Source organism: Mesosutterella porci, assembly GCF_022134585.1.
In the GTDB taxonomy this organism is placed as follows: domain Bacteria; phylum Pseudomonadota; class Gammaproteobacteria; order Burkholderiales; family Burkholderiaceae_F; genus Mesosutterella; species Mesosutterella porci.
The window spans coordinates 25074-49390 of sequence record NZ_JAKNCT010000013.1 but is presented as its reverse complement, the minus strand read 5'-3'; the positions used below and the strand labels follow the sequence as shown (position 1 = coordinate 49390).

General features: G+C 66.8%; 21 protein-coding genes and 1 tRNA gene. 10 read left to right on the top strand and 12 right to left on the bottom strand.

Going from position 1 to position 24317, the window contains the following annotated elements:
• Nucleotides 1-10 precede the first annotated feature (10 nt).
• The 7 genes from MAF45_RS10070 to rpsU all read right to left on the bottom strand — a co-directional run bounded on the left by MAF45_RS10070 (nt 11) and on the right by rpsU (nt 9465).
• Nucleotides 11-1426 (bottom strand): DEAD/DEAH box helicase, encoded by a 1416-nt coding sequence (locus MAF45_RS10070; RefSeq protein WP_237980303.1) that lies wholly within the window; start codon nt 1424-1426, stop codon nt 11-13.
• Nucleotides 1427-1526: 100 nt separating this feature from the next.
• Nucleotides 1527-1603, bottom strand: a tRNA-Ile gene (locus MAF45_RS10065).
• A gap of 81 nt (nt 1604-1684) precedes the next feature.
• Nucleotides 1685-3802 carry a sigma-70 family RNA polymerase sigma factor gene (locus tag MAF45_RS10060; RefSeq protein WP_237980301.1) on the bottom strand — a complete coding sequence of 706 codons (2118 nt, stop codon included), beginning with the start codon at nt 3800-3802 and terminating at the stop codon, nt 1685-1687.
• A gap of 139 nt (nt 3803-3941) precedes the next feature.
• Nucleotides 3942-6260, bottom strand: a complete 2319-nt coding sequence (rpoD, locus tag MAF45_RS10055) for an RNA polymerase sigma factor RpoD (protein WP_237980300.1) — start codon at nt 6258-6260, stop codon at nt 3942-3944.
• Between the two features lie 432 nt (nt 6261-6692).
• Nucleotides 6693-8564 carry a DNA primase gene (gene dnaG, locus MAF45_RS10050; protein WP_237980298.1) on the bottom strand — a complete coding sequence of 624 codons (1872 nt, stop codon included), beginning with the start codon at nt 8562-8564 and terminating at the stop codon, nt 6693-6695.
• A 187-nt stretch (nt 8565-8751) separates the two neighbouring features.
• A complete protein-coding gene (locus MAF45_RS10045) occupies nt 8752-9210 on the bottom strand; it encodes a GatB/YqeY domain-containing protein (RefSeq protein WP_237980296.1) in 459 nt (152 codons plus the stop codon).
• Nucleotides 9211-9252: 42 nt separating this feature from the next.
• The gene (gene rpsU, locus MAF45_RS10040) at nt 9253-9465 is read right to left on the bottom strand and encodes a 30S ribosomal protein S21 (protein ID WP_008811706.1); all 213 of its coding nucleotides are present in this window, start codon (nt 9463-9465) and stop codon (nt 9253-9255) included.
• Between the two features lie 205 nt (nt 9466-9670).
• Between rpsU and tsaD the strand changes: the two genes are divergently transcribed.
• Nucleotides 9671-10729, top strand: coding sequence for a tRNA (adenosine(37)-N6)-threonylcarbamoyltransferase complex transferase subunit TsaD (gene tsaD / locus MAF45_RS10035; protein WP_237980294.1), 1059 nt, complete (start codon nt 9671-9673; stop codon nt 10727-10729).
• A 111-nt stretch (nt 10730-10840) separates the two neighbouring features.
• On the opposite strand, the gene MAF45_RS10030 is transcribed toward tsaD, so the two are convergent.
• Genes MAF45_RS10030 through ispH form a run of 3 tightly spaced genes read right to left on the bottom strand, consistent with a single transcriptional unit; the run spans nt 10841 to nt 12872 of the window.
• Entirely contained in the window at nt 10841-11335 is a 495-nt protein-coding gene (locus MAF45_RS10030) for an aminoacyl-tRNA deacylase (protein WP_237980292.1), read from the bottom strand.
• Nucleotides 11336-11358: 23 nt separating this feature from the next.
• Nucleotides 11359-11892, bottom strand: a complete 534-nt coding sequence (locus MAF45_RS11360) for a methylated-DNA--[protein]-cysteine S-methyltransferase (protein WP_283207078.1) — start codon at nt 11890-11892, stop codon at nt 11359-11361.
• Nucleotides 11889-12872 carry a 4-hydroxy-3-methylbut-2-enyl diphosphate reductase gene (ispH, locus tag MAF45_RS10020; RefSeq protein ID WP_237980289.1) on the bottom strand — a complete coding sequence of 328 codons (984 nt, stop codon included), beginning with the start codon at nt 12870-12872 and terminating at the stop codon, nt 11889-11891. The genes MAF45_RS11360 and ispH overlap by 4 nt, the downstream gene beginning before the upstream one ends.
• A gap of 306 nt (nt 12873-13178) precedes the next feature.
• On the opposite strand from ispH, the gene rpmB reads away from it, so the two are divergent.
• On the top strand, nt 13179-13412 hold the full coding sequence (rpmB, locus tag MAF45_RS10015; RefSeq protein WP_237980287.1) for a 50S ribosomal protein L28: 234 nt from the start codon (nt 13179-13181) through the stop codon (nt 13410-13412).
• Between the two features lie 15 nt (nt 13413-13427).
• Nucleotides 13428-13595, top strand: coding sequence for a 50S ribosomal protein L33 (gene rpmG, locus MAF45_RS10010; protein WP_237980285.1), 168 nt, complete (start codon nt 13428-13430; stop codon nt 13593-13595).
• Between the two features lie 569 nt (nt 13596-14164).
• Here the strand turns inward: rpmG and MAF45_RS10005 are convergent.
• A complete protein-coding gene (locus tag MAF45_RS10005; RefSeq protein ID WP_237980283.1) occupies nt 14165-15574 on the bottom strand; it encodes an RsmB/NOP family class I SAM-dependent RNA methyltransferase in 1410 nt (469 codons plus the stop codon).
• Between the two features lie 154 nt (nt 15575-15728).
• Complete coding sequence (gene purN / locus MAF45_RS10000) at nt 15729-16376, bottom strand: phosphoribosylglycinamide formyltransferase (protein WP_237980281.1); 648 nt, start codon at nt 16374-16376, stop codon at nt 15729-15731.
• A 109-nt stretch (nt 16377-16485) separates the two neighbouring features.
• Between purN and MAF45_RS09995 the strand changes: the two genes are divergently transcribed.
• The 7 genes from MAF45_RS09995 (at nt 16486) to dut (ending at nt 24302) form a co-directional block, all read left to right on the top strand.
• Nucleotides 16486-17475, top strand: coding sequence for a bifunctional riboflavin kinase/FAD synthetase (locus MAF45_RS09995; RefSeq protein WP_237980279.1), 990 nt, complete (start codon nt 16486-16488; stop codon nt 17473-17475).
• A 41-nt stretch (nt 17476-17516) separates the two neighbouring features.
• Complete coding sequence (gene ileS / locus MAF45_RS09990) at nt 17517-20384, top strand: isoleucine--tRNA ligase (protein WP_237980277.1); 2868 nt, start codon at nt 17517-17519, stop codon at nt 20382-20384.
• 18 nt (nt 20385-20402) lie between these two features.
• Nucleotides 20403-20885: a signal peptidase II gene (lspA, locus tag MAF45_RS09985; protein WP_237980275.1), complete on the top strand. Its 483-nt coding sequence runs from the start codon at nt 20403-20405 to the stop codon at nt 20883-20885.
• Between the two features lie 123 nt (nt 20886-21008).
• Nucleotides 21009-21998: a polyprenyl synthetase family protein gene (locus MAF45_RS09980; RefSeq protein ID WP_237980273.1), complete on the top strand. Its 990-nt coding sequence runs from the start codon at nt 21009-21011 to the stop codon at nt 21996-21998.
• A 104-nt stretch (nt 21999-22102) separates the two neighbouring features.
• Complete coding sequence (gene coaBC, locus MAF45_RS09975; RefSeq protein ID WP_237980271.1) at nt 22103-23293, top strand: bifunctional phosphopantothenoylcysteine decarboxylase/phosphopantothenate--cysteine ligase CoaBC; 1191 nt, start codon at nt 22103-22105, stop codon at nt 23291-23293.
• A gap of 82 nt (nt 23294-23375) precedes the next feature.
• Complete coding sequence (locus MAF45_RS09970; protein ID WP_237980270.1) at nt 23376-23810, top strand: hypothetical protein; 435 nt, start codon at nt 23376-23378, stop codon at nt 23808-23810.
• A 45-nt stretch (nt 23811-23855) separates the two neighbouring features.
• Nucleotides 23856-24302: a dUTP diphosphatase gene (gene dut / locus MAF45_RS09965; protein WP_237980268.1), complete on the top strand. Its 447-nt coding sequence runs from the start codon at nt 23856-23858 to the stop codon at nt 24300-24302.
• Nucleotides 24303-24317 lie beyond the last annotated feature (15 nt).

The window sequence follows — 24317 nt, the reverse complement described above, 5'->3', positions numbered from 1 at the left end:
AAGGCGTTTTTTATCGGGAATTGCGCCTGAAGCCGCCGCCAAGCAGTGCGCACACGGCGCTGCGGTGCGGCGCAAGCCGCGAACCCCCCGCAAGGCCCGAAAGGCTCCTGCCGCGCGGAGCGGGCTCGGCGCCCGGGCGGACGGCCGCCGGGGCGCTCGGCTCGTAGGGATGGTCGAAGATCGGATCGGCGGGCGGCGCCGGAGGCGTGTAGGTGCAGGCGCGGCCGCTCCTGCGGTGCACGCGAGCCCCCTCCCGGGGCTCCCGGTGCACGGCCAGCGCCTGGCGCTCCACCTTCTTCTTGATGAGCTCCTCGATCGCGGCGAGCTGCTTTTCGTCCTCGCGGGTCGCCAGCGTGATCGCAAGGCCCTTCGAGCCCGCGCGGCCCGTGCGGCCGATGCGGTGCACGTAGTCTTCCGCTGCAAAGGGCACGTCGAAGTTGATCACGACGGGCAGCTCCGCGATGTCAAGCCCGCGGGCGGCGACGTCGGTGGCCACAAGCACGTGGGTCGCGCCGCTCTTGAAGCCCTCGAGCGCCTTCAGGCGCTCTTCCTGGGTCTTGTCGCCGTGGATCGAGTCGGCGGCGATCCCCGCGTTCACCAGCAGCCTCGTGAGCCTGCGGCACACGAGCTTCGAGTTCACGAACACGAGCACCTGGCGCAGCGCTGCGCCGTCTTCGCCGCCCGTGCGCAGCAGCTGGATGAGCGCGGCCGACTTTTCGGTATCCCGCACGACGAACCATTGCTGAGTGATGGTGTCGGCCGCAGCGTTCTGGCGCGCCACCTCGATGAGAATCGGAGTCTTGAGGAACTGACGGGCGAGCTTCTTGATTTCCGGCGAGAAGGTGGCCGAAAACATCAGGCTCTGCACCCCCTTCGGAATCAGCTGCAGAATGCGGGAAATATCAGGCAGAAACCCCATGTCGAGCATGCGGTCAGCCTCGTCGAGCACGACGATCTCCACCTGGGAGAGATTCGTGGCCTTCTGCTCGATATGGTCAAGGAGCCGCCCCGGAGTCGCGGTCAGAACCTCAACGCCGCGGCGCAGCATCTCGCTTTGCGGACGGATGTCGACGCCGCCGAAGACGACGCCCACCCTCAGGCGGGTCTTCGACGCGTAGGCCTTCAGGTTCTCGTTCACCTGGTCGGCGAGCTCGCGGGTCGGCGCGAGAATGAGGGCCCGCACGGGATGCCGGGCGGGCGACGCGCTTGAGTTCTCGTGCGGCAGGATCCTCTGCAGCAGTGGCAGGCCGTAGCCCGCGGTCTTGCCCGTGCCGGTCTGGGCCGCGCCCATGACGTCCTGGCCCGCGAGCACCACCGGAATCGCCTTCTGCTGAATCGGGGTGGGCTTCACATAGCCCATCTCACTGATCGCCGCGAGGATTCGGGGATCAAGCTGAAACGAGGAAAAATCCTGAGGTTCTGTCATAGGCAAAGGGTCACTCCACGAGACATACGAAACTGCCGGGGCTGGAACAGCCCGGGAGGCGCACCGACGCTGGCGGGGCCTGGAGGAAACGGGATGAAAATGGTAGGCCAGGTAGGACTTGAACCTACGACCAAGCGATTATGAGTCGCCTGCTCTAACCGACTGAGCTACTGGCCCGGGCCCGCACCGGTCCGCCCCTCAATCGGGAAGGACCGGACGGTCGCAACGAGGAAGGTATTGTACAGAAATTTTCCGGGCCTAATCCTCAAAGTCCTTGTAATCCTTGAGCCGGGCCTTGGCTGCGTTGCTGCGGAGCTTCCGGAGCGCCGCAGACTCGATCTGCCTCACGCGCTCGCGGGTGAGGCCGAGCGCCTTGCCCACCTCCTCGAGCGTGTGGTCGCGGTTCGAGCCGATCCCGTAGCGCAGCCGGATGACGGAGGCCTCGCGGGCCGTGAGGTCATCGAGCGACTTCACGATCTCGTCGCTCATCGCCGTCTCCATGTAGCGGCGCTGGGGATCCGTGTCCTCATCGCCGCGCACGAAGTCGAGCTTCGTCGCGTCGTCGTCGTCGCCGATCGGCGCGTCGATCGACTCGACGCCGCGCATCGCGTTCATGAGCAGGTGCACCTTGGACAGCGGCATGTCGCCCAGCTTCGCAAGCTCGGAGTCGGTCGGGGCGCGCCCGTCGTGGGTCTGCAGATAGCGCTGCTTGATGCGGCGCAGCTTGTTGTAGGACTCGGTCATGTGCACCGGCACGCGGATCGTCGCGCCGTAGTCGGCCACGGCCCGGGTCACCGACTGCTTCACCCACCAGGTCGCGTAGGTGGAGAACTTGTAGCCGCGCCGGTATTCGAACTTGTCGACCGCCTTCATGAGCCCGAGGTTGCCCTCCTGGATGAGGTCGGTCATGGCGAGCCCCCGGTTCACGTACGACTTGGCGATCGAGATCACAAGCCTCAGGTTCGCCTCGATCATCCGGCTCTTGGCGGCCGAGAGGTTGTTCTGGGCGATCTTCACGGACTTGGCAAGCTCGCGCTGCTCGGACAGCGACAGGCACATGCCCTTTTCCAGCTCTCCGAGCTCCTCCTGCAGCGCGAGCAGCAGCGGCATCTTCTCCTGCACGCGCTGCGCGTACGGCGCCTTCTCTGCGGCAAAGCGCTCGAAGAAGTCGGGCTCGGAGGAGCGCAGCGAGAACTCGTCGAGAAAGTGCTGAAGCGGAATGCCGCAGTCCTCGACCGCGAGCGCCCGCATGCGCGACATGAGCTCGTTCACCTTCTTCATATGATCGCTCACGAGCTCGGAGAGTGCGGCCACGGTCTTTCCGGAGAAGCGGATCACGGAGAGCTCCTTCACGATCGCCATCCGCTCGCGGTTGTACTCGGCCTGGCGCTGCGGATCCGGGAAGCACTCGCGCACCTTCGCGTAATGCCCCTCGCAGCGCCCGATGATGTCCACCACACGCTGCTTCATCGCCTTGAGCTGCTCGGTGCTCATGCCCGAGGCGCCGATGTCGCCCGAGGGCTGCTGACCGTCGGCCTCGGGGGCCTCGTTCTCGAGCGCCTCGTTGAAGCCGTCGGCCACATTGTCGATCGTGACTTCGTCGGCCTCAAGCTGGCCGCGGATCTCAAGCAGCTTCGGCATTACAAGCGGGAAGCCCGCGAGCACCGACACTAGCTTCTGTGTGTAGAGCTCGATCTGCTTGGCAACCTCGATCTCCTCCTCGCGGGTGAGCAGTTTGTGCGTGCCCACGCCCCTCAGGTACGCCCTCAAGGGATCGCGCGACAGCCCCGCCGACTCCTCGGGCGAGAGGATTTCCGCGGCGTCGTCCTCATCGATGTCGTCCTGCGAATCGGCCGTGACGGAGGCGAGCAACATGTCGTCGCTGTCGGGGGCCTGGTCGAACACCTGGATGCCCAGCAGCGCAATGCGCTCGGCGACCTCGGAGACCGCGTCCTCGTGGCTGAGGGCGCTCTCGGGCAGGTGGTCGTTGATGTCCTCGATCGAAATCCAGCCCCTCTGGCGCCCCAGGTGGACCAGGGCCTTGTAGCTGTTCGTGAGCTCCTCGGAGGGCGCAAGCGGCTCCTTGATCAAGACGCTTTTTTCAGCTTCCTCGAGATCGCGCTGCTCTTCCGAGGCCTCGTCCTCATCCTCCATGAAGCTGTCGTCGCCCAGATCGAGGATGCCCTCGCCGCCCTCGGCGGCGCCTTCGGCCGCCTCGGGCTTTGTCTTCGGGCGGCCGCGCCGGCCCTTGACAGCCGCGCGGGACGGCGCCTTCTTCTTCGAGGCCGGGGCAGCGTCGGCCGCTGCCGCAGAACGGGCGCTGCTGCGCTTCTTCCTCGGTTTTTCCTGTTCCGTGTTCTGCACTGATTCAGTCACTTCTGACACCCAAGCAATGTTCGTTGCCGGCTCCGGGCCCCGGACCACAGGGCGCCCGACGAAAGCCGGGAGGCCGCCACCGGAGGCGGCCCGCATGATGTTCTTTCCGTCCGCCCGCTCAAACCGGGTGGCTCTCCTCTTACTTCTTGCCCTCGCCCTCGATGAAGCTCTTCAGCTTGTCGGAGCGCGAGGGATGGCGCAGCTTGCGCAGCGCCTTCGCCTCGATCTGGCGGATGCGCTCGCGGGTCACGTCAAACTGCTTGCCGACCTCCTCGAGCGTGTGGTCGCTTGACATCTCGATGCCGAAGCGCATGCGGAGCACCTTCGCCTCGCGCGGCGTGAGCGAGTCGAGCACCTGGCGGATCGCCTCCTCGAGGTTCTCGTTCTGGGCGGCGTCAGCCGGGGCCTCCGTCACCGTGTCCTCGATGAAGTCCCCGAGATGCGAATCCTCGTCGTCTCCGATCGGCGTCTCCATCGAGATCGGCTCCTTCGCGATCTTCAGGATGCGGCGGATCTTGTCCTCGGGAATCTGCATCCGCTCGGCCAGCTCCGAGGGATCGGGCTCCATGCCCGTCTCCTGGAGCACCTGGCGGGTGATGCGGTTCATCTTGTTGATCGTCTCGATCATGTGCACGGGGATGCGGATCGTGCGGGCCTGGTCGGCGATCGAGCGCGTGATCGCCTGGCGGATCCACCACGTGGCGTAGGTCGAGAACTTGTAGCCGCGGCGGTATTCGAACTTGTCGACCGCCTTCATGAGCCCGACGTTGCCCTCCTGAATGAGATCGAGGAACTGCAGGCCGCGGTTCGTGTACTTCTTCGCAATCGAGATCACGAGCCGCAGGTTCGCCTCCGTCATCTCCTTTTTGGCGTTGCGGGCCTTGGCCTCGCCCGTGGCCATCTGCTTGTAGATGTCGCGCAGATCCGCGATCGGCAGCAGCGCGTCGGTCTCCATGCCGATCAGCTTCTGCTGCAGCTGCACCACGGCCGGGATGTTGCGCCGGAGCACCTCAACGAAGGGCTTGCCCGAGTCGAGAAGCCGCGGCGCCCAGTCGAGATCCGTCTCATGCTTCATGAAGTCCGACAGGAAGAAGTCGACGTCGACCCCGGAGCGGTCCACCACGATTTCCTTGATCTGCTTTTCGATGCCGCGCACCTCCTCGATCGTCCGGCGCAGCGTTCCGCAGAGCCGGTCGACGGTCTTCGCGGTGAAGCGCACGAGCGAGAGCTCGGAGCGGATCGCCTCCTGCTTGGCGATGAACTCCGGGGTGCGGGAGCGGTCCCGGTCGTAGACCTTCTTCAGGTCCTCGTAGAGCGCGGCGACGCGGTCGAAGATGGCGAGCGACTTCTTCTTCAGGTCCTCGAGCTGCCCAGCGGTCATGCCCGAGGCGCCGATGTCGGCCATGTCGTCCTCCATGCGGCTCTTCGGGTCGTTGATGCCGTCGACCACCTCGTCGATCGCAAGCGTCCCCTCGCGGATCTTCTTCGCGTCGGACAGGATCTCGCGGATCGTCGTGGGGCTGGTCGAAATGGCGATCACCATGTGGTTGAGGCCGTCCTCGATGCGCTTCGCAATGGCGATCTCGCCCTCGCGGGTGAGCAGCTCGACCGAGCCCATCTCGCGCATGTACATGCGCACCGGATCGGTCGTGCGCCCGAACTCGCTGTCCATCGAGGAGAGCGCGGCGTCGGCCTCGTCGTCGCTGTCGGAGTCCGTGACGGCGTTGTCGTTGAGCAGCATCGTCTCGGCGTCCGGCGCCTGGTCGTAGACCTGGATGTTGAGGTCGGCCAGGGTCGAGACCACCTGGTCGATGTCGTCCTGCTCCACCATGGTTTCAGGCAGGTAGTCGTTGAGCTCGGCATAGGTGAGGTAGCCGCGGTCTCGCCCGAGCTTGATCAGGGTGCGCCATTTCTGCTGCCTCGACTCCGCGTCCTCCTCCTGCGCGTGGTAGGACTTCGCGATCGCCTCGCGCATCGCCTTCTCGCGCTCCTGCTTGCTCGAGCGGCGGCGGCGCGCCGGCGCCTTCCCCAGGGCCTCCTCGGCAATCCGCGCGTCCTCGTCGCCGTCCTCGTCCGAGTCCTCCCCGGACTCGAAGTCCCCGTCCTCGTCGAACGCTTCGGGCGCGGCCTCGGCGCGCGGGGCCTTCTTCGGGCCCCGGCCCGGGGCGGCCTTGGCGCGGCCGGCTTGCTTGGCGGGCTTCTTCGCGGCATCCGCCGGCTCGTCCCCGCCGCGCATGAGCTCGGCAAACTCCTCATCGGAGACCAGGCGGATCCATCCGCCCGAGTCTTCCCCGTCCTCCGGGGCGCCTTTGCCGCCGTCCGATTCCGATTTCATCAGCTCCTGGTATTCCTTATCTGAAACAAGAAGGATCTCTCCGGACTGGAGAGCATCGTCATCAGAGGCCGGGCGCGAAACAGATTCCTGCGCCGTCTCCGCCGAGTGTTTGTTTTTTGCCATTTGAATCCTAAATTCTCTGAAGAGCGAGCTTTCCGTATCGGCGCGAACCGCACGCGCCGCAGGCCGCCGTCCGGTCCGCGAACGAAGCTCCGCCCGAGGCGGCCGCTCCGTCTCACAGGCTGCGGATGGCGCAGTCTGCCCTTGGAATTCCTGCAGCCGGCGCCCATTGATGCGGGGACTGATCATAAGCTGTGCTGCCGGAACTAGTCATCCGGCTCCCCTTGCGCACGATGCTGCTGGAAAAAGTTTGTGCCGGCGCCTCCGACCATGGTGTCTCCTGGGCGCCCCTGCGCGAAACGCTGCCGTCTCTGCAGGCAAATATAAATAGCATTATAACACAGGCCCCTCTTTTCCTGACAGGAAAATTTTGCAGCGGGCCTGAGGCGCAGGGCCCCTTTCCGGCCCCACCCGCACGGGCGGGAGAGCCGCGCCTCAGATCCCCGCAGACGGCTCGCGCCTGGCCGCTCCTTCGCCCGAGCCCGCCTCGCGGATCTCCCGGCTCACCTCGGCCAGGCGCTTCTCGAGCGACTTGTAGAGCTCCTCGTCAAAGGGCTCCTTCTTACCCACCTCCTGACAGCGCTGCTTCAGCTCCCCCTCGGCGATCTTGAGAAAGGCGAGGTTCAGGCTCCCGCGGGCCTGCTCGAGCGTAGTCTCGACCTCCAGCTCCCGGTCGAGCAGCGACTGGTAGAGCTCAAGATTCGGGCTGTCGCGCAGCGCGTTGAGCAGCGCGCCGCTGGTCTGCGGGGCGTCTTCCTCGGTGCCGCAGCAGGCTCTCCAGACCTCAAGCAGCCGGCGGTCGAGCTCGGTGCCTCCGCCCGCCACCCAGTCCTCCATCTGCCCGGAGAATTCGCGCCCGAGCTCGGGCCAGGCAAGCAGGCAGCGCAGCATCTTCTCGCGCAGGTCCGGCACAGGCACCGCCCCCTGCCTGCGCCCGGCAGCACTGCGCCCGAAGCCAGAGGGCGGGGCCGCAGCCGCGCGGCCCGCGGCCCAGCCTTCCCGCGAAACCTGGCGCGGCTCGGCGGCGACGAGGGTCGGGATCCCGATGAGCGCGGCGAGCTCCTGGGGGGCCATCTGGACCTCCATCGCAAGCGATCCGAGCAGCTGCCGGCGCAGCATCGGGGCGTGGGTGAGCGAAGCCAGCAGCGGCTTGGCCTCGCTCACGAACTGGGCGCGCCCTTCGGGCGAGCCCATCGCCTTGCCCTCCTTGAGCGAGTTCACAAGAAAGGCGGAAAGCGGGAAGGAGTGCTCGAGCTCCCGCTCGTAGGCCTGCGGCCCCTCGGCCTTGATGAGGCTGTCGGGGTCGTGCTCCGGGGGCAGCAGCACGAAGCGCGCCTCCAGCGTGTCCTCGATCACGGGCAGCACCTGCTCGAGGGCCCGCCGCGCCGCGTGCCGGCCGGCCGCGTCGCCGTCAAAGGAAAAATAAATGCGCGGAACGATCTTGAAGAGCTTCCTGATGTGGGCCTGGCCGATCGCGGTGCCGAGCGCGGCCACCGCCTCGCCGAATCCCGCCTGCGAGAGCTGGATCACGTCCATGTACCCCTCGCAGACGATCGCCCGCCCGGCCTTGCGGATGGCCTCGCGGCCCTCCCAGAGGCCGTAGACCTCCTGCCCCTTCCTGAAGATGTCGGTCTCCGGGCTGTTCAGGTATTTGGGCTCGCCCTGGCCCATCACGCGGGCGCCGAAGCCGATCACCTGCCCGCGCGGGTTGCGGATCGGGAACATCACCCGGCCGCGGAAGCGGTCGTAGCGGTGCCCGTCCTTCGAAATCACAAGCCCGCAGGCCTCGAGGGCCTTGTCGCCGTAATGCGCCCCGAAGAGCGCCTCGAGCGCCTGCCAGGAGTCCGGCGAATACCCGAGGCTGAACTTCGCCTGCGTCGCCTCGGAAATCTGCCGGCCCTGGAGGTAGGCCAGAGCGGCGGGAGACTTCCTGAGCTCGAGCGCGTAAAAGCCGCGGGCCCGGTCCATGAGCTCGGTGAGCGACTCGGTCTTCTCGCGCCGCCGCCTCGAGCCCGGCTCCTCGGGCACCTGCATGCCGACCTCTGCGGCGAGCTCCCGGATCGCCTCGGGGTAGCTGATGCCCTTGTACTGCATGAGAAAGCCGATTGCGTTGCCGTGGGCCCCGCAGCCGAAGCACTTGTAGAACTGCTTGCTCTGGTTGACCGAGAAGCTGCCCGTCTTTTCGTGGTGGAAGGGGCACAGTCCGAACCAGTTGATGCCCTTTTTCTTCAGCGTGACGAAACGCGAGACGACATCGACGATGTCGACGCGGTCGAGCAGGTCTTTGATAAACGACTCAGGGATCATCGCGCGGGCCTCCCGGGGCGGGCTTGTGGACAAAACAGAAGGGCTGGGGCAGAAAAAACGCCCGGACAGTCTAGACCATTCCGGGCGTTCGGGCTCGCGGGCGGAAACACCTCCTTCACCCGGAGCAACTCAATGCGTTTGAACAATGCCGGGGGCGTGGGGCCCGCGGCTCAGCGTTTCTCTTTCCTCAGGCCTGCTTTCCGGCCGTCAGGCGCTCGCGCACCAGAGCCGAGACGCGGCTCATGTCGGTGCGTCCGGTGAGCTTGGGCTTCACCGCGCCCATCACGCGGCCCATGCCGGCCAGCCCCGAGGCGCCCGTCTGGGCGATCGCCTCGTCGATGACCGCCTTCACTTCGTCTTCCGTGAGAGGCTTGGGCAGATAGCCGGACAGAACCTTGATCTCGAAGTTCTCTTTGTCGACGAGATCCTGGCGGCCGCCTTTCTCATACTGCGCGACGGAGTCGCGGTGCTCCTTCACCGCCTTGGCGATGAGGGAGGTGATGATGGCGTCGTCGGCGGTCACGCGCTCGTCCACCTCTTTCTGCTTTACGGCAGACCAGAGCATGCGGATCGCGTTGAGCCTCGCGCTGTCGTGGGCGCGAAGGGCGTCCTTCATATCAGACTGAATCTGTTCCCTGAGAGCCATTTTTCTGCCTGGATGCTGAAAAATTAACGCTGGAGTTTGGAATTAGTAAAGCTTCTTCGGCAGCATCATGCTGCGCAGACGCTTGTAGTGGCGCTTGATGGCGGCAGCCTTCTTGCGCTTGCGCTCGGCCGTGGGCTTCTCGTAGAACTCGCGGGCGCGCAGCTCGGTGAGCAGGCCCGACTTCTCGATGGTGCGCTTGAAACGGCGCAGGGCGACTTCAAAGGGTTCGTTTTCCTTGACGCGAATGGTTGGCATTGAGTAAAAAACCTTTATTAATGATGAAAGGGAAGAGTGTTTTCCCAAAAACGATAAAACCCTGCGCTTCCCTCCGCAGAGGGAAACGGCAGACTGGTAATTCTCTCACAAATAAAAGGCTTTGTGTAGCGCAGCAGGATCGGGCCCGCGGAGGAGAAACCCTCCCCCCGGGCGGGACCGGAGCAGGCTCGTTTACAATACGGCCATGCTTATCCTAGGTATTGAATCTTCCTGCGACGAGACCGGAGTCGCCCTGATCGACTCCAGCCTGGGGCTGCTCGCCCACCGCATCCACACCCAGATCGACATGCACCGCGCCTTCGGCGGGGTGGTGCCCGAACTTGCGAGCCGCGACCACATCCGCCGCGTGCTCGCGCTCACCGACGAAGTGCTCGAGGAGGCGGGCCGCAGCCGCGGCGACCTCACCGCGGTCGCCGTCACCGAGGGCCCGGGCCTGGCCGGGGCGCTGCTCGTCGGCGTATCGGTCGCGCACGCCATCGGCTACGCGCTCGGGCTGCCTGTGATCGGGGTTCACCATCTCGAAGGGCACCTGCTCGCCTCGCTGCTGGCCGACCCGGCTCCCCGCTTTCCCTTTGTGGCGCTGCTCGTCTCGGGCGGGCACACCCAGTTCATGCGCGTGCAGCGCTTCGGCAGCTACGAGCTTCTCGGCGAGACGCTCGACGACGCCGCGGGCGAGGCCTTCGACAAAACCGCGCAGCTGCTCGGCATGTGCTACCCGGGCGGCCCCGCGGTGTCCGCGCTGGCCGAAAAAGGGCGCCCAGGCGCCTTTGAGTTCCCGCGCCCGATGATCCACTCCCCGGACCTCAACATGAGCTTCTCGGGGCTCAAGACCGCGGTCCTCAACACCGTCACCAAAGCCGAGCATCCGGAGGATCCGCAGTTCCGGGCCGACGTCGCGCGCGGCTTCGTCGACGCCGTGACCGACGTGCTCACCGCGAAGGCCGTGCGGGCGCTGAAAAAGACCAGACTCAGCTCGCTGGTGGTCGCCGGGGGCGTGAGCGCGAACAAGCAGCTCCGCGCCGCCCTCACCGCCGCCGTCGAGGCGCGCCGCGGGAAGATCTTCTTTCCGCCCCTCGCCCTGTGCACCGACAACGGCGCGATGATCGCCGTGGCGGGCTTGAAGCGGCTCGAGGCCATGACGGAAGAGGAGCGCGAGGCCTGCCGCCACCGCCTCGCCTTCACGGCCAAGCCCCGCTGGACGCTCACCGAGGCCGCGCACCCGGACGGCGCGGCAGGACTCTGACAAAAAAGAAGAACAAGGGAGCGGGGCGCCGGAAGGCTCCCCCTCTTTTTTCTTCTCCTTTTTTCCCGCGGCGGAAACTTTCCGCCCGCGGCAGACTTTACCGGGAGCCCGTCATTCCTTGGGGTTCGCCACGTGCACCGGGACCGCCTTCAGCACCTCGGTGAGGACGCTGCCCGCCATTTCGGCGATCACCCCGCGGCGGCCGCCGTTGATGTAGATCACGGGCAGCTGCGCCACCGTGTCCTGCACGAAGACGGGCATCCTCTTTCGGGTCCCGAAGGGGCTCGTGCCGCCCACGAAGTAGCCGGAATTGCGCTGCGCCTGCTCCGGCTCGCAGGGAGCGATGTGCTTGCGGCCCACCTGGCGGGCGAGGTTCTTCGTCGACACCACGCAGTCGCCGTGCATCAGTATCACAAGCGGCTCGCCGTTCTCGTCCTCCATGATGAGGGTCTTGATCATGATGTGGGGATCGACCCCGAGCTCCTTCGCCGCCTGGTCGGTCCCGCCGTGAGGCACGAAGTCATAGGTGTGCAGCCTGAAGTCGACCTTGTGCGCCTTGAGCCAGTCGGTGGCGGGCGTTGCGCTCACATGTTTTTCCTTTGACATTTCTTCCGGTCTTTTCCTGAAAATTAAAACCACCAGCGGATCGTCTGCTCGGCCTCGCGCTGCAGCAGCGCCCGTTTCACCTCCACAAACGGCCCGTCCGTGCGTCCGTGGTAGCCCGTAAGCCCCGAGGCCCCCACCACGCGGTGGCAGGGCAGCAGGATCGCCAGCGGATTCGTGCGGGCGGCGTGCCCCGCGGCCCGGGCGCCCCCGGGGCTGCCCACCCGGGCGGCGAGCTCCCCGTAGGTTTCGGTCGCCCCGCAGGGGATGTCGGCCAGGGCGCGCCAGATCCGCTGCTCGAAGGCGCTCCCGCGCGCGAGGCAGGGCTCGTCCGTCCAGTCCCTGCAGTCGAGGCTCTGCGGATTTTCAAAATAGGCTTCAAGCGCGGCGCGCGCCCTCTCCACCGATTCCGAGCCGCAGGGCGCGGAGGGCTCCGGACGGCTTCCTGGAGGATACACCTCCACGCCCAAGAGCATCCCCGAGCCGTCGGCGAGGATTTCGACGTCGGCAAACGGCCAGCGCAGCAGCCGCACCGAGCGGCCGGCGGGCAGCGGCCTCATGAGCCCTCTCCTGCGGACGCTGCCCGGGCGGCGCGGGCCGCCTCGAGGTCCCGGTCCCAGAGCCCCTTGGGCAGCGGAAAGACAAGCGACTCGCGCTCGCCCGCCTGCTCCTCGACCTCGGCGCCTCCGCAGGCGCTGCGAATCCGCTCGACCACGTCCCGCACGAGCGGCTCGGGAGCCGAGGCGCCCGCCGTGATGCCGATCCGCTCGATCCCCTCGAGCCATTCGAGCCGCACGTCCTCGGCCGTGTCGACCAGGTGCGCGGGCACGCCGACCCGCTCGGCCACCTCGCGCAGGCGGTTGGAGTTCGAGCTGGTCGAGGAGCCGATCACGAGCACGAGCTGCACGGCCGCGGCGAGCCGCTTCACGGCGTCCTGCCGGTGCTGCGTCGCGTAGCAGATGTCGTCCTTTTTCGGGCGGTCGATGTCCGGAAAGCGCCGCCGCAGCGCCCGGGCGACCTCCTCGGAATCGTCAAGCGAGAGCGTCGTCTGCGTGACGTAGGCGGTCTTCGCGCCCTCGGGAACCTTCAGGCCGGCGACATCGGAGGCGGTCTCAACGAGCTCCATGCCGCCCTCGGCCTGCCCCATGGTGCCCTCGACCTCCGGGTGCCCGCGGTGCCCGATCATGATGACGATGCGGCCCGCCTCGCGCATGCGGGCCACCTCGCGGTGCACCTTGGTCACCAGCGGGCAGGTGGCGTCAAAAACCCTCAGCCCGCGGCTTCTCGCCTCGCGCTCGACCGCGAGCGGCACCCCGTGCGCCGAAAACACGAGCGTCGCCCCCTCGGGCACGTCCGAGAGCGTGTCGATGAACACCGCGCCGCGGCGCCTGAGGCCCTCGACCACGGTGCGGTTGTGCACGATCTCGTGGCGCACATAGATCGGGCGGCCGTAAATTTCAAGCGCCCTTTCAACGATCGCGATCGCGCGGTCGACGCCCGCGCAGAATCCGCGGGGCTGGGCGAGCAGGATTTTCACCATCGGAAGCTCCTTATGAGGAAAGCGCCGCGCCTCTGCCGGGCGGTGCTTTCCGCATATTTTAAAAGAGGCGGCAGTATTCCTCCTGATGCGCGATCGCCTCCGTTCGTATACAATCCGACCCGCGTTGAAAAATTCCGGCCGCAGGAGAGGCACTTCGCCGCGGGCCCGGAGGAGCAGTTGCCGCTTTGTGGCAAATAAATATTTTTTGACGTATAATTAATGTTTTCAGCAACGCCATTGCGTGCGAGATGACTTTTGCTTCCTCAGCACCCGGCGTTTTTTAATCATTTTGAACTGGAGATAGCGATGGCACGAGTGTGTCAAGTCACCGGCAAGGCGCCGATGGTCGGCCATACCGTCTCGCACGCGAACAATAAAACCAAGCGTCGCTTCATGCCCAACCTGCAGTATCGTCGTTTCTGGGTTGAGAGCGAAAACCGTTGGGTCCGCCTGCGTTTGACGACGGCGGGTCTGCGGACGGTTGACAAGGTTGGTATCGATGCGGTTTTAGCGGATCTCCGCGCCCGCGGTGAGATGTAATTCAGGAGCTTCACCATGGCAAAGGGAAATCGCGAAAAGATCAAGCTGGAGTCGACCGCCGGTACCGGTCACTTCTATACGACCACGAAGAACAAGCGCACCACCACGGGCAAGCTGGAATTCAGCAAGTATGACCCGGTGGCCCGCAAGCACGTGATCTACAAGGAAACCAAGCTCAAGTAATTCCGGGCTGCAGTTTCCTCACAAAACCGGATGGCTCGCCCATCCGGTTTTTTTGTGGTGCGCCCAGCAGCGCACGTGTGACCAGTGGTGAAAGTCCACCGTCCGCCCGATCGAGGGAAGGACTAGCGACTCGGCAGAGTCAGGGAGGTAACAAACTGATGAAGGAAGCCGATAGCAAAACGTCAGCCTGACGAACAGGAACTGGATATGAGGCGGCGACTCCGGGAGAGCAGGCCAGATTCTGTTACCCCCATATTGATACGGAAAGAGCCGGCGTAGATCCAGCAGACAGGACGCAAAGCGCACGTGTGAGACCTGGGGAGATCCTTGACGATGCCGCAGGGCTGCCTCGGTCGAGAGGCCAAGGCATATCGCCAAGGAAGTCAGCAGAGGCCGTATGCAGTAAGCCCGCCTCTTACGTTTGAAAACCGCCGGATGCCGAACGGCATGTCCGCAGCCCTCACTGGGGCAATGCGGTGTAGGAGGGAGTGACCGTGAGGTCACTCTCTACCCGATCGCACATGTTTCAAAAAAGCGCCCGCCCTCCCTTCCGGGCGGGCCCCTTTTTTTCAGCGGCCGCGGAGGGCCCCGCCCTCATGCGCGGCCCGCGCCGGGTCCTCGGCCACCCGCTCAAGCACCGCGGAGAAAAAGCCGTCGGTGGAGTTGGCCTGCGGGAGCATGACAAAGTAGCTGCCCATCCTCTCGCGCTCTTCGCTTGTGAAAGGCACCTTCTGGGCGGCGAGAATGTCCGGGGCGCTCCGCAGCTCGAACTCCGGGTGCTCGGCGAGGAACGCCTCGATCACCGCCTGGTTCTCCTCGCGCAGCACCGAGCAGGTCGCGTAGACGAGCCGCCCGCCTTTTTTCACGAGGCGGGCCGCCGAGCGGATCACGGAGGCCTGGACCGCGTTGATGCGCTCAAGCTCCGCCACCGAGAGCCTCCAGCGCAGGTCGGGGTTGCGCCGCAGCGTCCCCGTGCCGGTGCACGGGGCGTCGACCAGCACGCGGTCGAATTTTCCGATTAGGCGGCCGAGCCTGCGGTCGTACTCATCGCGGATCGCAATCGGGTGCACGTTGGTGAGGCCCGAGCGGCGGAGCCTGGGCACCATGCCGGCGAGCCGTTTGGCGTTCACGTCGAAGGCGTAGAGCGATCCGGTTGACTTCATGAGCGCCCCGATCGCGAGGGTCTTTCCGCCCGCGCCCGCGCAGAAGTCGCAGACCATCAGCCTGCGGCAAGGCGCGAGCAGCCTCGCGATGAGCTGGCTGCCCTCGTCCTGGATGTCGACGCGGCCCTCGCGGTAGACGGGCCAAGAGCCGATGCCCACCTTCTCGGCGAGCCTCAGCCCGTCGGGCGAGTAGTGCATCGGGGAGGCCTGCACGCCGCGCTCGGCGAACTCCTCCGCGACGGACTTCGGGTCGGCCTTGAGGGAGTTCACGCGCAGGTCGAGCGGCGCGGGCTGGGCGATCGCGCGGAAGAAGGCCTCGGCGTCGGGGTACTGCGCCTTGATCCTGTCGTAGAGCCAGTCGGGCAGCTCCGCGCGCACCGGGGCCGGGGCCTGCCCGACGTCCTTTGCGAGCACCGCATCGACCGCGGCGGCGTCGCGCCCCGCGGCGGCCTCGGAGAGCTCCCTGCGGCCAAAGCGCAGGGCGATCGCCACCAGGGCGACAAGCCGGGGCGAGCGCTCGGGCACGGCCGGCGCCATCGCCCAGGCGATCGAGGCGAGGTGCCGCAGCGCGTAGTACACGGTTTCAGCCACGAGGCCGCGGTCGCGCGACCCGAGCTCGTGGTTTTTTCTGAAATAAAGCGACAGCAGCACGTCGGCCGGGCCGTCGAGCTTGAGCACCATGTGCAGCGCGTCGGCGAGGTGCCCCACGATGAACGGCGTTCCCACAACCTCGCTGCGGGGGCCGCGGCCGCCGCCCGGCCGCCCCGCGCCCGCTGCCCGGGGACGGGTGGCGCCGCGTCCTTTGCCGCGCGCCACGGCTCTCCCCTCGAAGTGTCTGTTCCGCTGTCCGGGCATGCCCATAGCTCAAAGCCTCCAGAATGCAAAAATGCAGGCCGCCTCTTTCCCGATCAGGGCGGAAAGCGGGCGGCCGAAGAAAACAAGTTTCCTGAACAAAAGCACGAAAAGCCGTTCAGGCGAAAATCGCAAGCTCCCGGGCGGTGTCGTCGTCCATCACCGCGCGGCCGTCCTCGAGGCGGACGCGGCCTTCGAGCACCGCGCGGCACACGCGCGGATAGAGCACGTGCTCCAGCTCGAGCCCGCGTGCGGCCAGGGTCTCGGCGGTGTCGCTCGGCAGCACCGGCACGACGGCCTGCCCGATGATGGCTCCGCCGTCAAGCGCCGCGGACACGAAGTGGACGGTCGAGCCGTGGACGCGCACGCCCGCGTCGATCGCCCTCTGGTGCGTGTCCAGGCCCTTGAAGAGCGGCAGCAGCGCCGGATGGATGTTGAGGATCTTCCCCTCGCGCGGCGCAACGAACCGTTCGGTGAGAATCCGCATGAAGCCGGCGAGCACGATGAGGTCGGGCTCGAACCGGTCGACCTCCTGGGCCAGACGCTCCTCGAAGGCCTCGCGGGTCGGGTAGAGCTTGTGGTCCACGGCGACCGCGGGGATCCCCTCGCGCCGGGCCGTCTCCAGCCCGCGGGCGCCGGGTCGGTTGGAGATGACCGCGGCGATGCGGGCCCCCGGGTTCTGCTCCCAGCGCTGCTCGCGGCTTGCGCGCAGAATCGCCTCGAAGTTGGAGCCTCGGCCGGAAATCAAAATGACGATGTTTTTCATAATGCCGATATTGTAACGGAAGGCCGGGCCGGCACTGCGCAGACGAACTCCGCGGCCGGTATAATGTTTGCTCTTTGTTCCCACAGAAACGGACGCAGTTTCCTTTCCCATGAAGGTCTTCCTAGGCTTCCCCCCGCAGCGCGCCGCGGCCCGCACGGCCGTCGCGATCGGCAATTTCGACGGCGTGCACCGCGGCCACCAGGTGCTGCTGCGCGGCGCAGCGGACTACGCCGCTGCGCACCCCGGGGTCACGGCCTGCGCGCTCACCTTCGAGCCGCACCCGAAGGAGTTCTTCTGCCCGGACAGCGCTCCGGCCCGCATCTCGACCCTGCGCGACAAAATCGCGCTTTTCTCCCGCTACGGCTCGGAGATGGCCTGCGTCGCGCGCTTCGACCGCGCGTTCGCGGACATGACCCCCGAGCAGTTCGTGAGCGGCATTCTCAAGGAGAAGCTGCACGCGGTCTTCGTCGCCGTGGGCTCGAACTTTTCCTTCGGGCGCCGTGGCTGCGGCACGGCCGGCGACCTGCGGCGGCTGTGCGCGCCGCTCGGCATCGAGGTGTTCGCGCCCGAAGTGCTGCGCGAGGACGGCGACTGCGTCTCCTCTTCGAGGCTTCGCGCGCTGCTTGCCGCCGGGAATCTCGAGGAGGCCGAGCGCCTGATGGGGCACCCCTGCACGATCACGGGCCGCGTCGGGCACGGCGAGGAAATGGGCCGAAAGCTCGGCTTCCCCACCCTCAACCTGAGGCCGCTGCCGCCCGGCTGCCGCGCCAGGCCTGCCGCCGAGGGGGTGTTCGCTTCCTGGGTCTGCGGGCTGGCCGACCGGCCCCTGCCCAGCATCACAAGCATCGGCTGCCGCCCGACGCTGGGCGAGCGGCTGCGCTACACCTGCGAGACGAACGTGCTCGACTGGAGGGGCGACGCCTACGGCCGGATGATCCAGGTGCGGCTCGTGCGCAGGCTGCGGGACAATCGCAAGTTTTCCGGCCTTGAGGAGCTCAGGGCCGGCATCAGGGGCGACGAGGCTGCGGCCCGCGCCTTTTTCTCGGAGACGCAGGAAGACCCCGGCCGGGCCTTCACAGAGCGTCCCTCCAACACTTAATCCAACCGAAGAGCCCGAGGGGGCCGGGAGATTAACAGAACATGGCCAACAGCGACAATCAGACGAGGAAGTATCCGCTCAACCTGCCGGATACGCCGTTTCCGATGCGCGGAAACCTTCCCCAGCGCGAACCGCGCTGGATCGACGAGTGGGACCGCAAGGACCTCTACCACGTGGTGCGGCGGGCCCGCCAGGGAGCGAAGAAGTTCATCCTGCACGACGGCCCCCCGTATGCGAACGGCGACATCCACCTCGGCCACGCTGTTAACAAGATCCTGAAGGACATCATCAACAAGTCGAAGCTGCTCGAGGGCTATGACGTGCCCTACGTGCCGGGCTGGGACTGCCACGGCATGCCCATCGAGATCCAGATCGAAAAGCAGTACGGGAAGAACATCCCCGTTCTGGAGCGCCAGAGCAAGTGCCGCGCCTACGCCCACGAGCAGGTGGCGCGCCAGATGAAGGACTTCAAGCGGCTCGGCGTGCTCGCCGACTGGGGCCACCCGTACCTCACGCTGCGCCACGAGACCGAGGCGGCGGAAATCCGCGCCCTCGCGAAGATCATGGCCAAGGGGTACGTCTACCGCGGCCTGAAGCCCGTCAACTGGTGCTTCGACTGCCAGAGCGCGCTGGCCGAGGCCGAGGTCGAGTACAAGGACATCAAGAGCCCCACGCTCGACGTCGCCTTCCCGCTGCTTGAAGAGGACCGCGCGAAGCTCGAGAAAGCCTTCGGCGTCGCCGTCACGAAGCCCGCCGCGGCCGTGATCTGGACCACGACGCCCTGGACCATTCCGGCCAACCAGGCCCTCAACGTCCACCCCGATCTCGACTACGCCCTGATCGACACGGGCGACAGGCTGCTCATCCTGTGCGAGAAGCTGGCCGCAGAGGCCCTCAAGCGCTATGGCATGACCGGCCGGACGCTGGCCGTCACGAAGGGCCGCTCGCTCGAGCTGATCCGCTTCCGCCATCCCCTCGCGCAGATGGACAAGGGCTACGACCGCTGCTCGCCCGTCTACCTGGCCGAGTACGTCGACGCCACCGCCGGCACGGGCATCGTGCACTCCGCTCCCGCCTACGGCGTGGACGACTTCAACACCTGCAAGGCCTACGGGATGAAGAACGACGAAATCCTGAGCCCCGTGCAGAACGACGGCACCTACGCGGCCTCGCTGCCGCTTTTCGGCGGCATGAACATCTGGAAGGCCGGCCGCAAGGTGCTCGACATGCTGCGGCTTGCCGGCAACCTGCTCAACGAGGACTCGATCGTCCACAGCTACATGCACTGCTGGCGCCACAAGACGCCGCTCATCTTCAGGGCCACCTCCCAGTGGTTCGTGAGAATGGACCGCTCGACGCCCGACACCAGGGGCGTGCTGCAGCCCGAGGGCGCCCCCGAGCCCGAGCCGCTGCGCGAGATCGCGCTGCGCGGAGTGGACGCGACGAAGTTCTATCCGCCCTGGGGCTACAACCGGCTGCACGCCATGATCGCGAACCGCCCCGACTGGTGCCTGTCGCGCCAGAGGACCTGGGGCGTGCCGATGCCCTTCTTCGTGAACAAGGCGACCGGGGAGCTGCATCCGCGCACGCTCGAAATCATGGAAGAGGTCGCCAGGAAGGTCGAAAAAGGCGGCATCGAGATCTGGACTACGGCGAAAGCCGAGGACTTCATGCCCGCGGACGAGGCGAAGCTCTACGAGAAGACCAACAACACGCTCGACGTCTGGTTTGACTCGGGCACCACGCACTACACGGTGATGCGCGGCAGCCACAAGGACGACCTCGGCTTCCCGGCCGACATGTACCTTGAAGGCTCCGACCAGCACCGCGGCTGGTTCCACAGCTCGCTGCTCACCGCCTCGATGCTCGACGGCCGCCCGCCCTACAACGCGCTGCTCACCCACGGCTTCACGGTGGACGAGAACGGCGAGAAAATGTCCAAGTCGAAGGGCAACGTCGTCCGCCCGCAGGAGATCTCCGACAAGTTCGGGGCTGAGATCCTGCGCCTGTGGGTCGCCTCCACCGACTACACCGGGGAGCTGCGCCTCGGCAAGACCATCCTGAAGGGCGTCGTCGACTCCTACCGGCGCATCCGCAACACGCTGCGGTTCCTGCTGGCCAACACGAGCGACTTCGACATCGAGCGCGACGCCGTTCCGGTCGAGCAGATGCTCGACATCGACCGCTGGGCGCTCGCGCGCGCCGCGCAGCTGCAGCGCGACGTGATCGCCGACGCGGACCGCTGCGAGTTCCACACGATGGTCTCGAGGCTTCACTCCTTCGCCTCCGACGACCTGGGCAGCTTCTACCTCGACATCCTCAAGGACAGGCTCTACACATGCGGGGCGAAGAGCCTCGCCCGCCGCTCGGCTCAGACCGCGCTGTGGCACATCACGGCGAGCTACCTGCGGCTCATGGCCCCGGTGCTCACCTTCACCGCCGAGGAGGCCTTCGCGGTCTTCAGCCCGAACGAGTCCGGCACGATCTTCACCGAGACGCACCACAGGCTGCCCGAGATTCCAGGGGCCGACGAGCTGATCGCGCGCTGGGCCCTCATCCGCGAGGCCCGCGCCGTCGTGCAGAAGACGGTGGAGGACCTGCGTGGAACCGGAGCGGTGGGCTCGTCGCTGCAGGCGAACGTCTGCATTTCTGCTTCGGGCGACACCTACAAGGCGCTTGCAGGCCTGGGCGACGAGCTGAAGTTCGTCATGGTGACAAGCCGCGCCGAACTCCGGCAGGGCGCCGAAGGCTCTCCCACGACCTGCACCGCCGAGGCCAGCCGCGCGAAGAAATGCCTGCGCTGCTGGCACTATGAGGAGGACGTCGGCTCCAACGCCGCCCATCCGGACCTCTGCCCGCGCTGCATCGAGAACCTCTTCGGGGCGGGAGAGACCCGCACGAAGGCCTGAAGCCCCGGAGGACAGCCGATGCAACCGAGCAGCAGGACAGGCGGCGCGGCCCGCTGGTTTCTGATCGCCCTGGCGGTCTTTGCGGCCGACCAGGCCGCCAAGGCCTGGGCAAACGCCGCGCTCGCCGACGGATGGATCGAGGTGACGGGATTCTTCAGCCTCGTGCTGCTGCGCAACACCGGCTCCGCCTTCTCGTTTCTCGCCGACGCGGGCGGCTGGCAGCAGCTTTTCTTCGGCGCGGCCGCCGTCGGCATTTCCGCCTTCCTCGGCGCGCTGATCCTCAGGCACCGGACGGACGCCCTGCTGTGCACGGGCTGCGCGCTTGTGATCGGGGGCGCGCTCGGCAACCTCGCCGACCGGCTGCTCGCGGGCGCCGTCACGGACTTTCTCGACTTCCACATCGGGGCGCTGCACTGGCCCGCGTTCAACATCGCCGACGCGGCCATCGTGGCCGGAGTGGCGCTGCTGTGCTGGAAGGAGCTCAAAGGCGGCCGCAGCTGACGGCGGGCGGACGCCCGCGCTTTTGCAGCCCGGCCCGACGCCTCCGGTATTCCCGGAGGCGTTTTTTTGCTGCGCGCAGCGCTGCGGCGGGAAGCGCCGCAAACTTCGTATAATGCCTTCATCATGCTGAAAAACATCATCTCCAGAGCCGGCCTGAAAGCCGCCATGAACCTCATCGCCCCCGACATGAAGCGGGTCGACGAGACCATCCACCGCGAGCTGGGCAGCGAAATCCGCCGTGTCGCCGAAGTCGCCGATTACATCACGAGCTCTGGGGGCAAGCGCATGCGCCCCGCTCTCGTGCTGCTGTCGGCGGGAGCCCTCGGCTGCACGGGCGACAAGCCCGTGTACCTCGGAGCCGTGATCGAGATCCTGCACACCGCGACGCTGATGCACGACGACGTGGTGGACGAGGCCGACATGAGGCGCGGCAAACCCACCGCGAACGCCCGCTGGGACAACTCGACCGCGGTGCTCGTGGGCGACTTCCTCTACACCCGCGCCTTCCAGATGATGGTGAAGACCGCAAACCTCCGGGCGATGGCCGAAATCGCCGCGGCCGCCAACCGCCTGGCCGAGGGCGAAGTCCTGCAGATGGACAACGCGCACGACCCGGGCGTTGGAATCGAACGCTACTACCAGGTGATCGAGCGCAAGACCGCCTGCCTCTTCGAGTGCGCCTCGCTCATTGCCTGCTCGGTCGCCGCGGCCTCCGAAGAACAGGAAAAGGCCCTCGCGGAATACGCCCGGCGCCTGGGCTACGCCTTCCAGATCGCCGACGACTACCTCGACTACGCGGGCGATGCGGCCGTGACCGGCAAGAACCTTGGGGCCGACCTCGAGGAAGGCAAGGTGACGCTGCCGCTCATATACGCCATGCAGCGCGCGCAGCCCGAAAAGCGCTCGCTGATCGAGGAGGCGGTCCGCAGGGGCCACGGCGACTTCGAGGCGATCAGCGCGATCGTGCGCGAAACCGGGGCGCTTGACGCCTCGCTCGAGCGGGCCGCGCAGGAGGCCCGGGCCGGCAAGCAGGCTCTGCAGTCCCTGCCGGCGAGCCCCTACCGGGACGCGCTCGAGACGATCATCGACTACACCGTTTCGCGCCGCCGCTGAAAAGGCCCTCGCGCTGCCTTGAAGGCGCCTGCCCGAAGCGCGCGCCTTTAAGGGACTTTTCCCATGACCGTGGCCGCCGCAGCCGGCGGCCGGGAGTGACTTCCATGCCGATCCTAGAGAACCGCCGCATCGTGCTTGCCGTCACCGGCGGCATCGCCGCCTACAAAAGCTGCGAGCTCGTGCGGCTGCTGAAGAAAAACGGAGCCGATGTCTCCGTGGTGATGACCGCGGAGGCGGCGCGCTTTGTGACGCCGCTCACCTTCGAGGCGCTCAGCGGGCACCCCGCCGCCGTCTCGGAGTGGGACGGCCGCGGCGCAGCGATGCCTCACATCACGGCCACCGAGGGGGCGTCGCTGCTTCTTGTGGCGCCCGCAACCGCCAACATCATCGCCAAGGCCGCCCTGGGCATCGCAGACGATCTCGTGAGCACGCTGTTTGCCGCCCGGCGCTGCCCGGCGGCCTTCGCGCCGGCGATGAACGAGCGCATGTGGCGCAATCCCCCGAACCTGAGAAACATCGAGCAGCTCGCCGAGGACGGCAGCCTCGTCTGGGGGCCGGCCTCGGGCGGGCTCGCCTGCGGCGACACCGGCCCGGGCAGGATGCTCGAGCCCGGCGAAATCCTCGAGCGGGTGATCGGCTTCTTTTCAGAAAAATTCCTCCGGGGGCGGCGGGTGCTGGTGACGGCCGGGCCGACGGCCGAGCCGATCGACCCGGTGCGGATCCTCACCAACCGCTCGAGCGGCCGCCAGGGCTTCGAGATCGCGCGCGAGGCCGCGCGGGCGGGCGCGGCCGTCACGCTCGTCGCCGGCCCCTGCGCGCTTGAGACCCCCGCGGGCGTCACGCGCATCGACGTCGAAACCGCGCAGGAGATGCGCGACGCGGTGATCGGGCATCTGCCCGGGACCGCGCTTTTCGTGTCCGTGGCCGCCGTGAGCGACTGGAGGCCCGCCAGCGCGGCTGCGGAGAAGCTTCGCAAGACGGACGCGGCCCCGGAAATCAGGCTTGTTGAAAATCCTGACATTCTGGCCGAGGTGGGCGCCCTGAACCCTGAGTGCCGCCCCTATACGATCGGCTTTGCGGCCGAGACGGGCGAACTCGAGAAGCGGGCGCGCAGGAAGCTTGAAGTGAAGAAGGCCGACGCGATCGTCGGCAACCGCTTCGACCTGGCCGCAGGCTCGGAGCGCAACACGATTCTTTATGTCACCCGCGAAGGCACCGAGAACTTCGGCCCCGCGGGCAAGGACGAAGTGGCCCGGTTCATTCTGCGCCGGGCGGCCGGCTCGCTCGGGCGGTAGAGACCCCTCAGCCTCCCCCGCCGCAGGCGGGGGAGTAGGATGAAGGCGTGGGGCAGCCCCCCTCAATCGAAGTGAGAAGCGAATGAACGATCCCTTTGGACTTGAACCGCCCCATGGCGATTACGTGGCTTACCTGCAGGCGCTGCAGGCCGGCCGCATCAGAAACCTGGACCCGCTGCAGATCGCGGGCTCCCAGGGCTCGCCGTCCCCGGCCGCGCCGCGGCGGCATCGCTCCGCGCTCGAGGAGCTCGCCCGGATCTCGCTGCCGGGCGGAGCCCCGGAGACCGGCCCCGCCCCGGGCGGCCCGGCAGTCCCGGAGTCGCCCCAGGAGAAAATGCGGCGCCGCGCCCGGAACGCGGGCCGCAGCCAGGCGATGGCCGCTTTCAGCGGCCTCACGGCCTTCATCGGTTTCACGCTTTTTGCGATCGGCGGCGCGCTCGACCGCGAGGAGCTCGTGCTGCTCGGCATGGCGGTCACCTTCCTCGGCTTCCTGGGCGCGGTGAAAAGCAAGGGCTGAGCGCCGCCTCCCTCTTTAAAACCTTCTTTTTCCTTTCCTCACAGCATGCAGATCGACCTTCGAATTCTTGATCCGCGCATTCGCGCCTTCCTGCCCCGCCCCGCCACAAGCGGCAGCGCGGGCGTTGACCTCCGGGCGATGCTCGAGCAGCCCCTTACGCTCGAGCCCGGGCAGACCGAGCTGGTCCGCACGGGGCTTGCCATCCACATCGCGGACCCCGGCTACGCGGCCCTGGTGCTGCCGCGCTCCGGCCTCGGGCACAAGCACGGCATCGTGCTGGGCAACCTCGTGGGGCTGATCGATTCGGACTACCAGGGCGAACTCATGATCTCGGCCTGGAACCGGAGCGGCGCGGCCTTCACGATCGAGCCCTTCGAGCGGCTCGCGCAGCTGGTGATCGTCCCTGTGGTCCAGCCGGAGCTCCACGTGGTCGACAGCTTCGAAAAAAGCAGCAGGGGCGAAGGAGGATTCGGCTCCACGGGCCTGTCCTGAAGCCCCTCCCCTGCC

Excerpts from the sequence above, each read along its gene's own strand:
- rpsU (WP_008811706.1), bottom strand. The coding sequence starts at position 9,465 with ATGCCAACCATTCGCGTCAAGGAAAACGAACCCTTTGAAGTCGCCCTG.
- MAF45_RS10070 (WP_237980303.1), bottom strand. The coding sequence starts at position 1,426 with ATGACAGAACCTCAGGATTTTTCCTCGTTTCAGCTTGATCCCCGAATC.
- MAF45_RS11360 (WP_283207078.1), bottom strand. The coding sequence starts at position 11,892 with ATGAGGCCGCTGCCCGCCGGCCGCTCGGTGCGGCTGCTGCGCTGGCCG.
- rpmG (WP_237980285.1), top strand. The coding sequence starts at position 13,428 with ATGGCAAAGGGAAATCGCGAAAAGATCAAGCTGGAGTCGACCGCCGGT.
- purN (WP_237980281.1), bottom strand. The coding sequence starts at position 16,376 with ATGAAAAACATCGTCATTTTGATTTCCGGCCGAGGCTCCAACTTCGAG.
- MAF45_RS09970 (WP_237980270.1), top strand. The coding sequence starts at position 23,376 with ATGAACGATCCCTTTGGACTTGAACCGCCCCATGGCGATTACGTGGCT.
- dnaG (WP_237980298.1), bottom strand. The coding sequence starts at position 8,564 with ATGATCCCTGAGTCGTTTATCAAAGACCTGCTCGACCGCGTCGACATC.
- coaBC (WP_237980271.1), top strand. The coding sequence starts at position 22,103 with ATGCCGATCCTAGAGAACCGCCGCATCGTGCTTGCCGTCACCGGCGGC.
- MAF45_RS10030 (WP_237980292.1), bottom strand. The coding sequence starts at position 11,335 with ATGTCAAAGGAAAAACATGTGAGCGCAACGCCCGCCACCGACTGGCTC.
- lspA (WP_237980275.1), top strand. The coding sequence starts at position 20,403 with ATGCAACCGAGCAGCAGGACAGGCGGCGCGGCCCGCTGGTTTCTGATC.
- MAF45_RS09980 (WP_237980273.1), top strand. The coding sequence starts at position 21,009 with ATGCTGAAAAACATCATCTCCAGAGCCGGCCTGAAAGCCGCCATGAAC.
- ileS (WP_237980277.1), top strand. The coding sequence starts at position 17,517 with ATGGCCAACAGCGACAATCAGACGAGGAAGTATCCGCTCAACCTGCCG.
- dut (WP_237980268.1), top strand. The coding sequence starts at position 23,856 with ATGCAGATCGACCTTCGAATTCTTGATCCGCGCATTCGCGCCTTCCTG.
- tsaD (WP_237980294.1), top strand. The coding sequence starts at position 9,671 with ATGCTTATCCTAGGTATTGAATCTTCCTGCGACGAGACCGGAGTCGCC.
- rpmB (WP_237980287.1), top strand. The coding sequence starts at position 13,179 with ATGGCACGAGTGTGTCAAGTCACCGGCAAGGCGCCGATGGTCGGCCAT.
- ispH (WP_237980289.1), bottom strand. The coding sequence starts at position 12,872 with ATGGTGAAAATCCTGCTCGCCCAGCCCCGCGGATTCTGCGCGGGCGTC.
- rpoD (WP_237980300.1), bottom strand. The coding sequence starts at position 6,260 with ATGGCAAAAAACAAACACTCGGCGGAGACGGCGCAGGAATCTGTTTCG.
- MAF45_RS10045 (WP_237980296.1), bottom strand. The coding sequence starts at position 9,210 with ATGGCTCTCAGGGAACAGATTCAGTCTGATATGAAGGACGCCCTTCGC.
- MAF45_RS09995 (WP_237980279.1), top strand. The coding sequence starts at position 16,486 with ATGAAGGTCTTCCTAGGCTTCCCCCCGCAGCGCGCCGCGGCCCGCACG.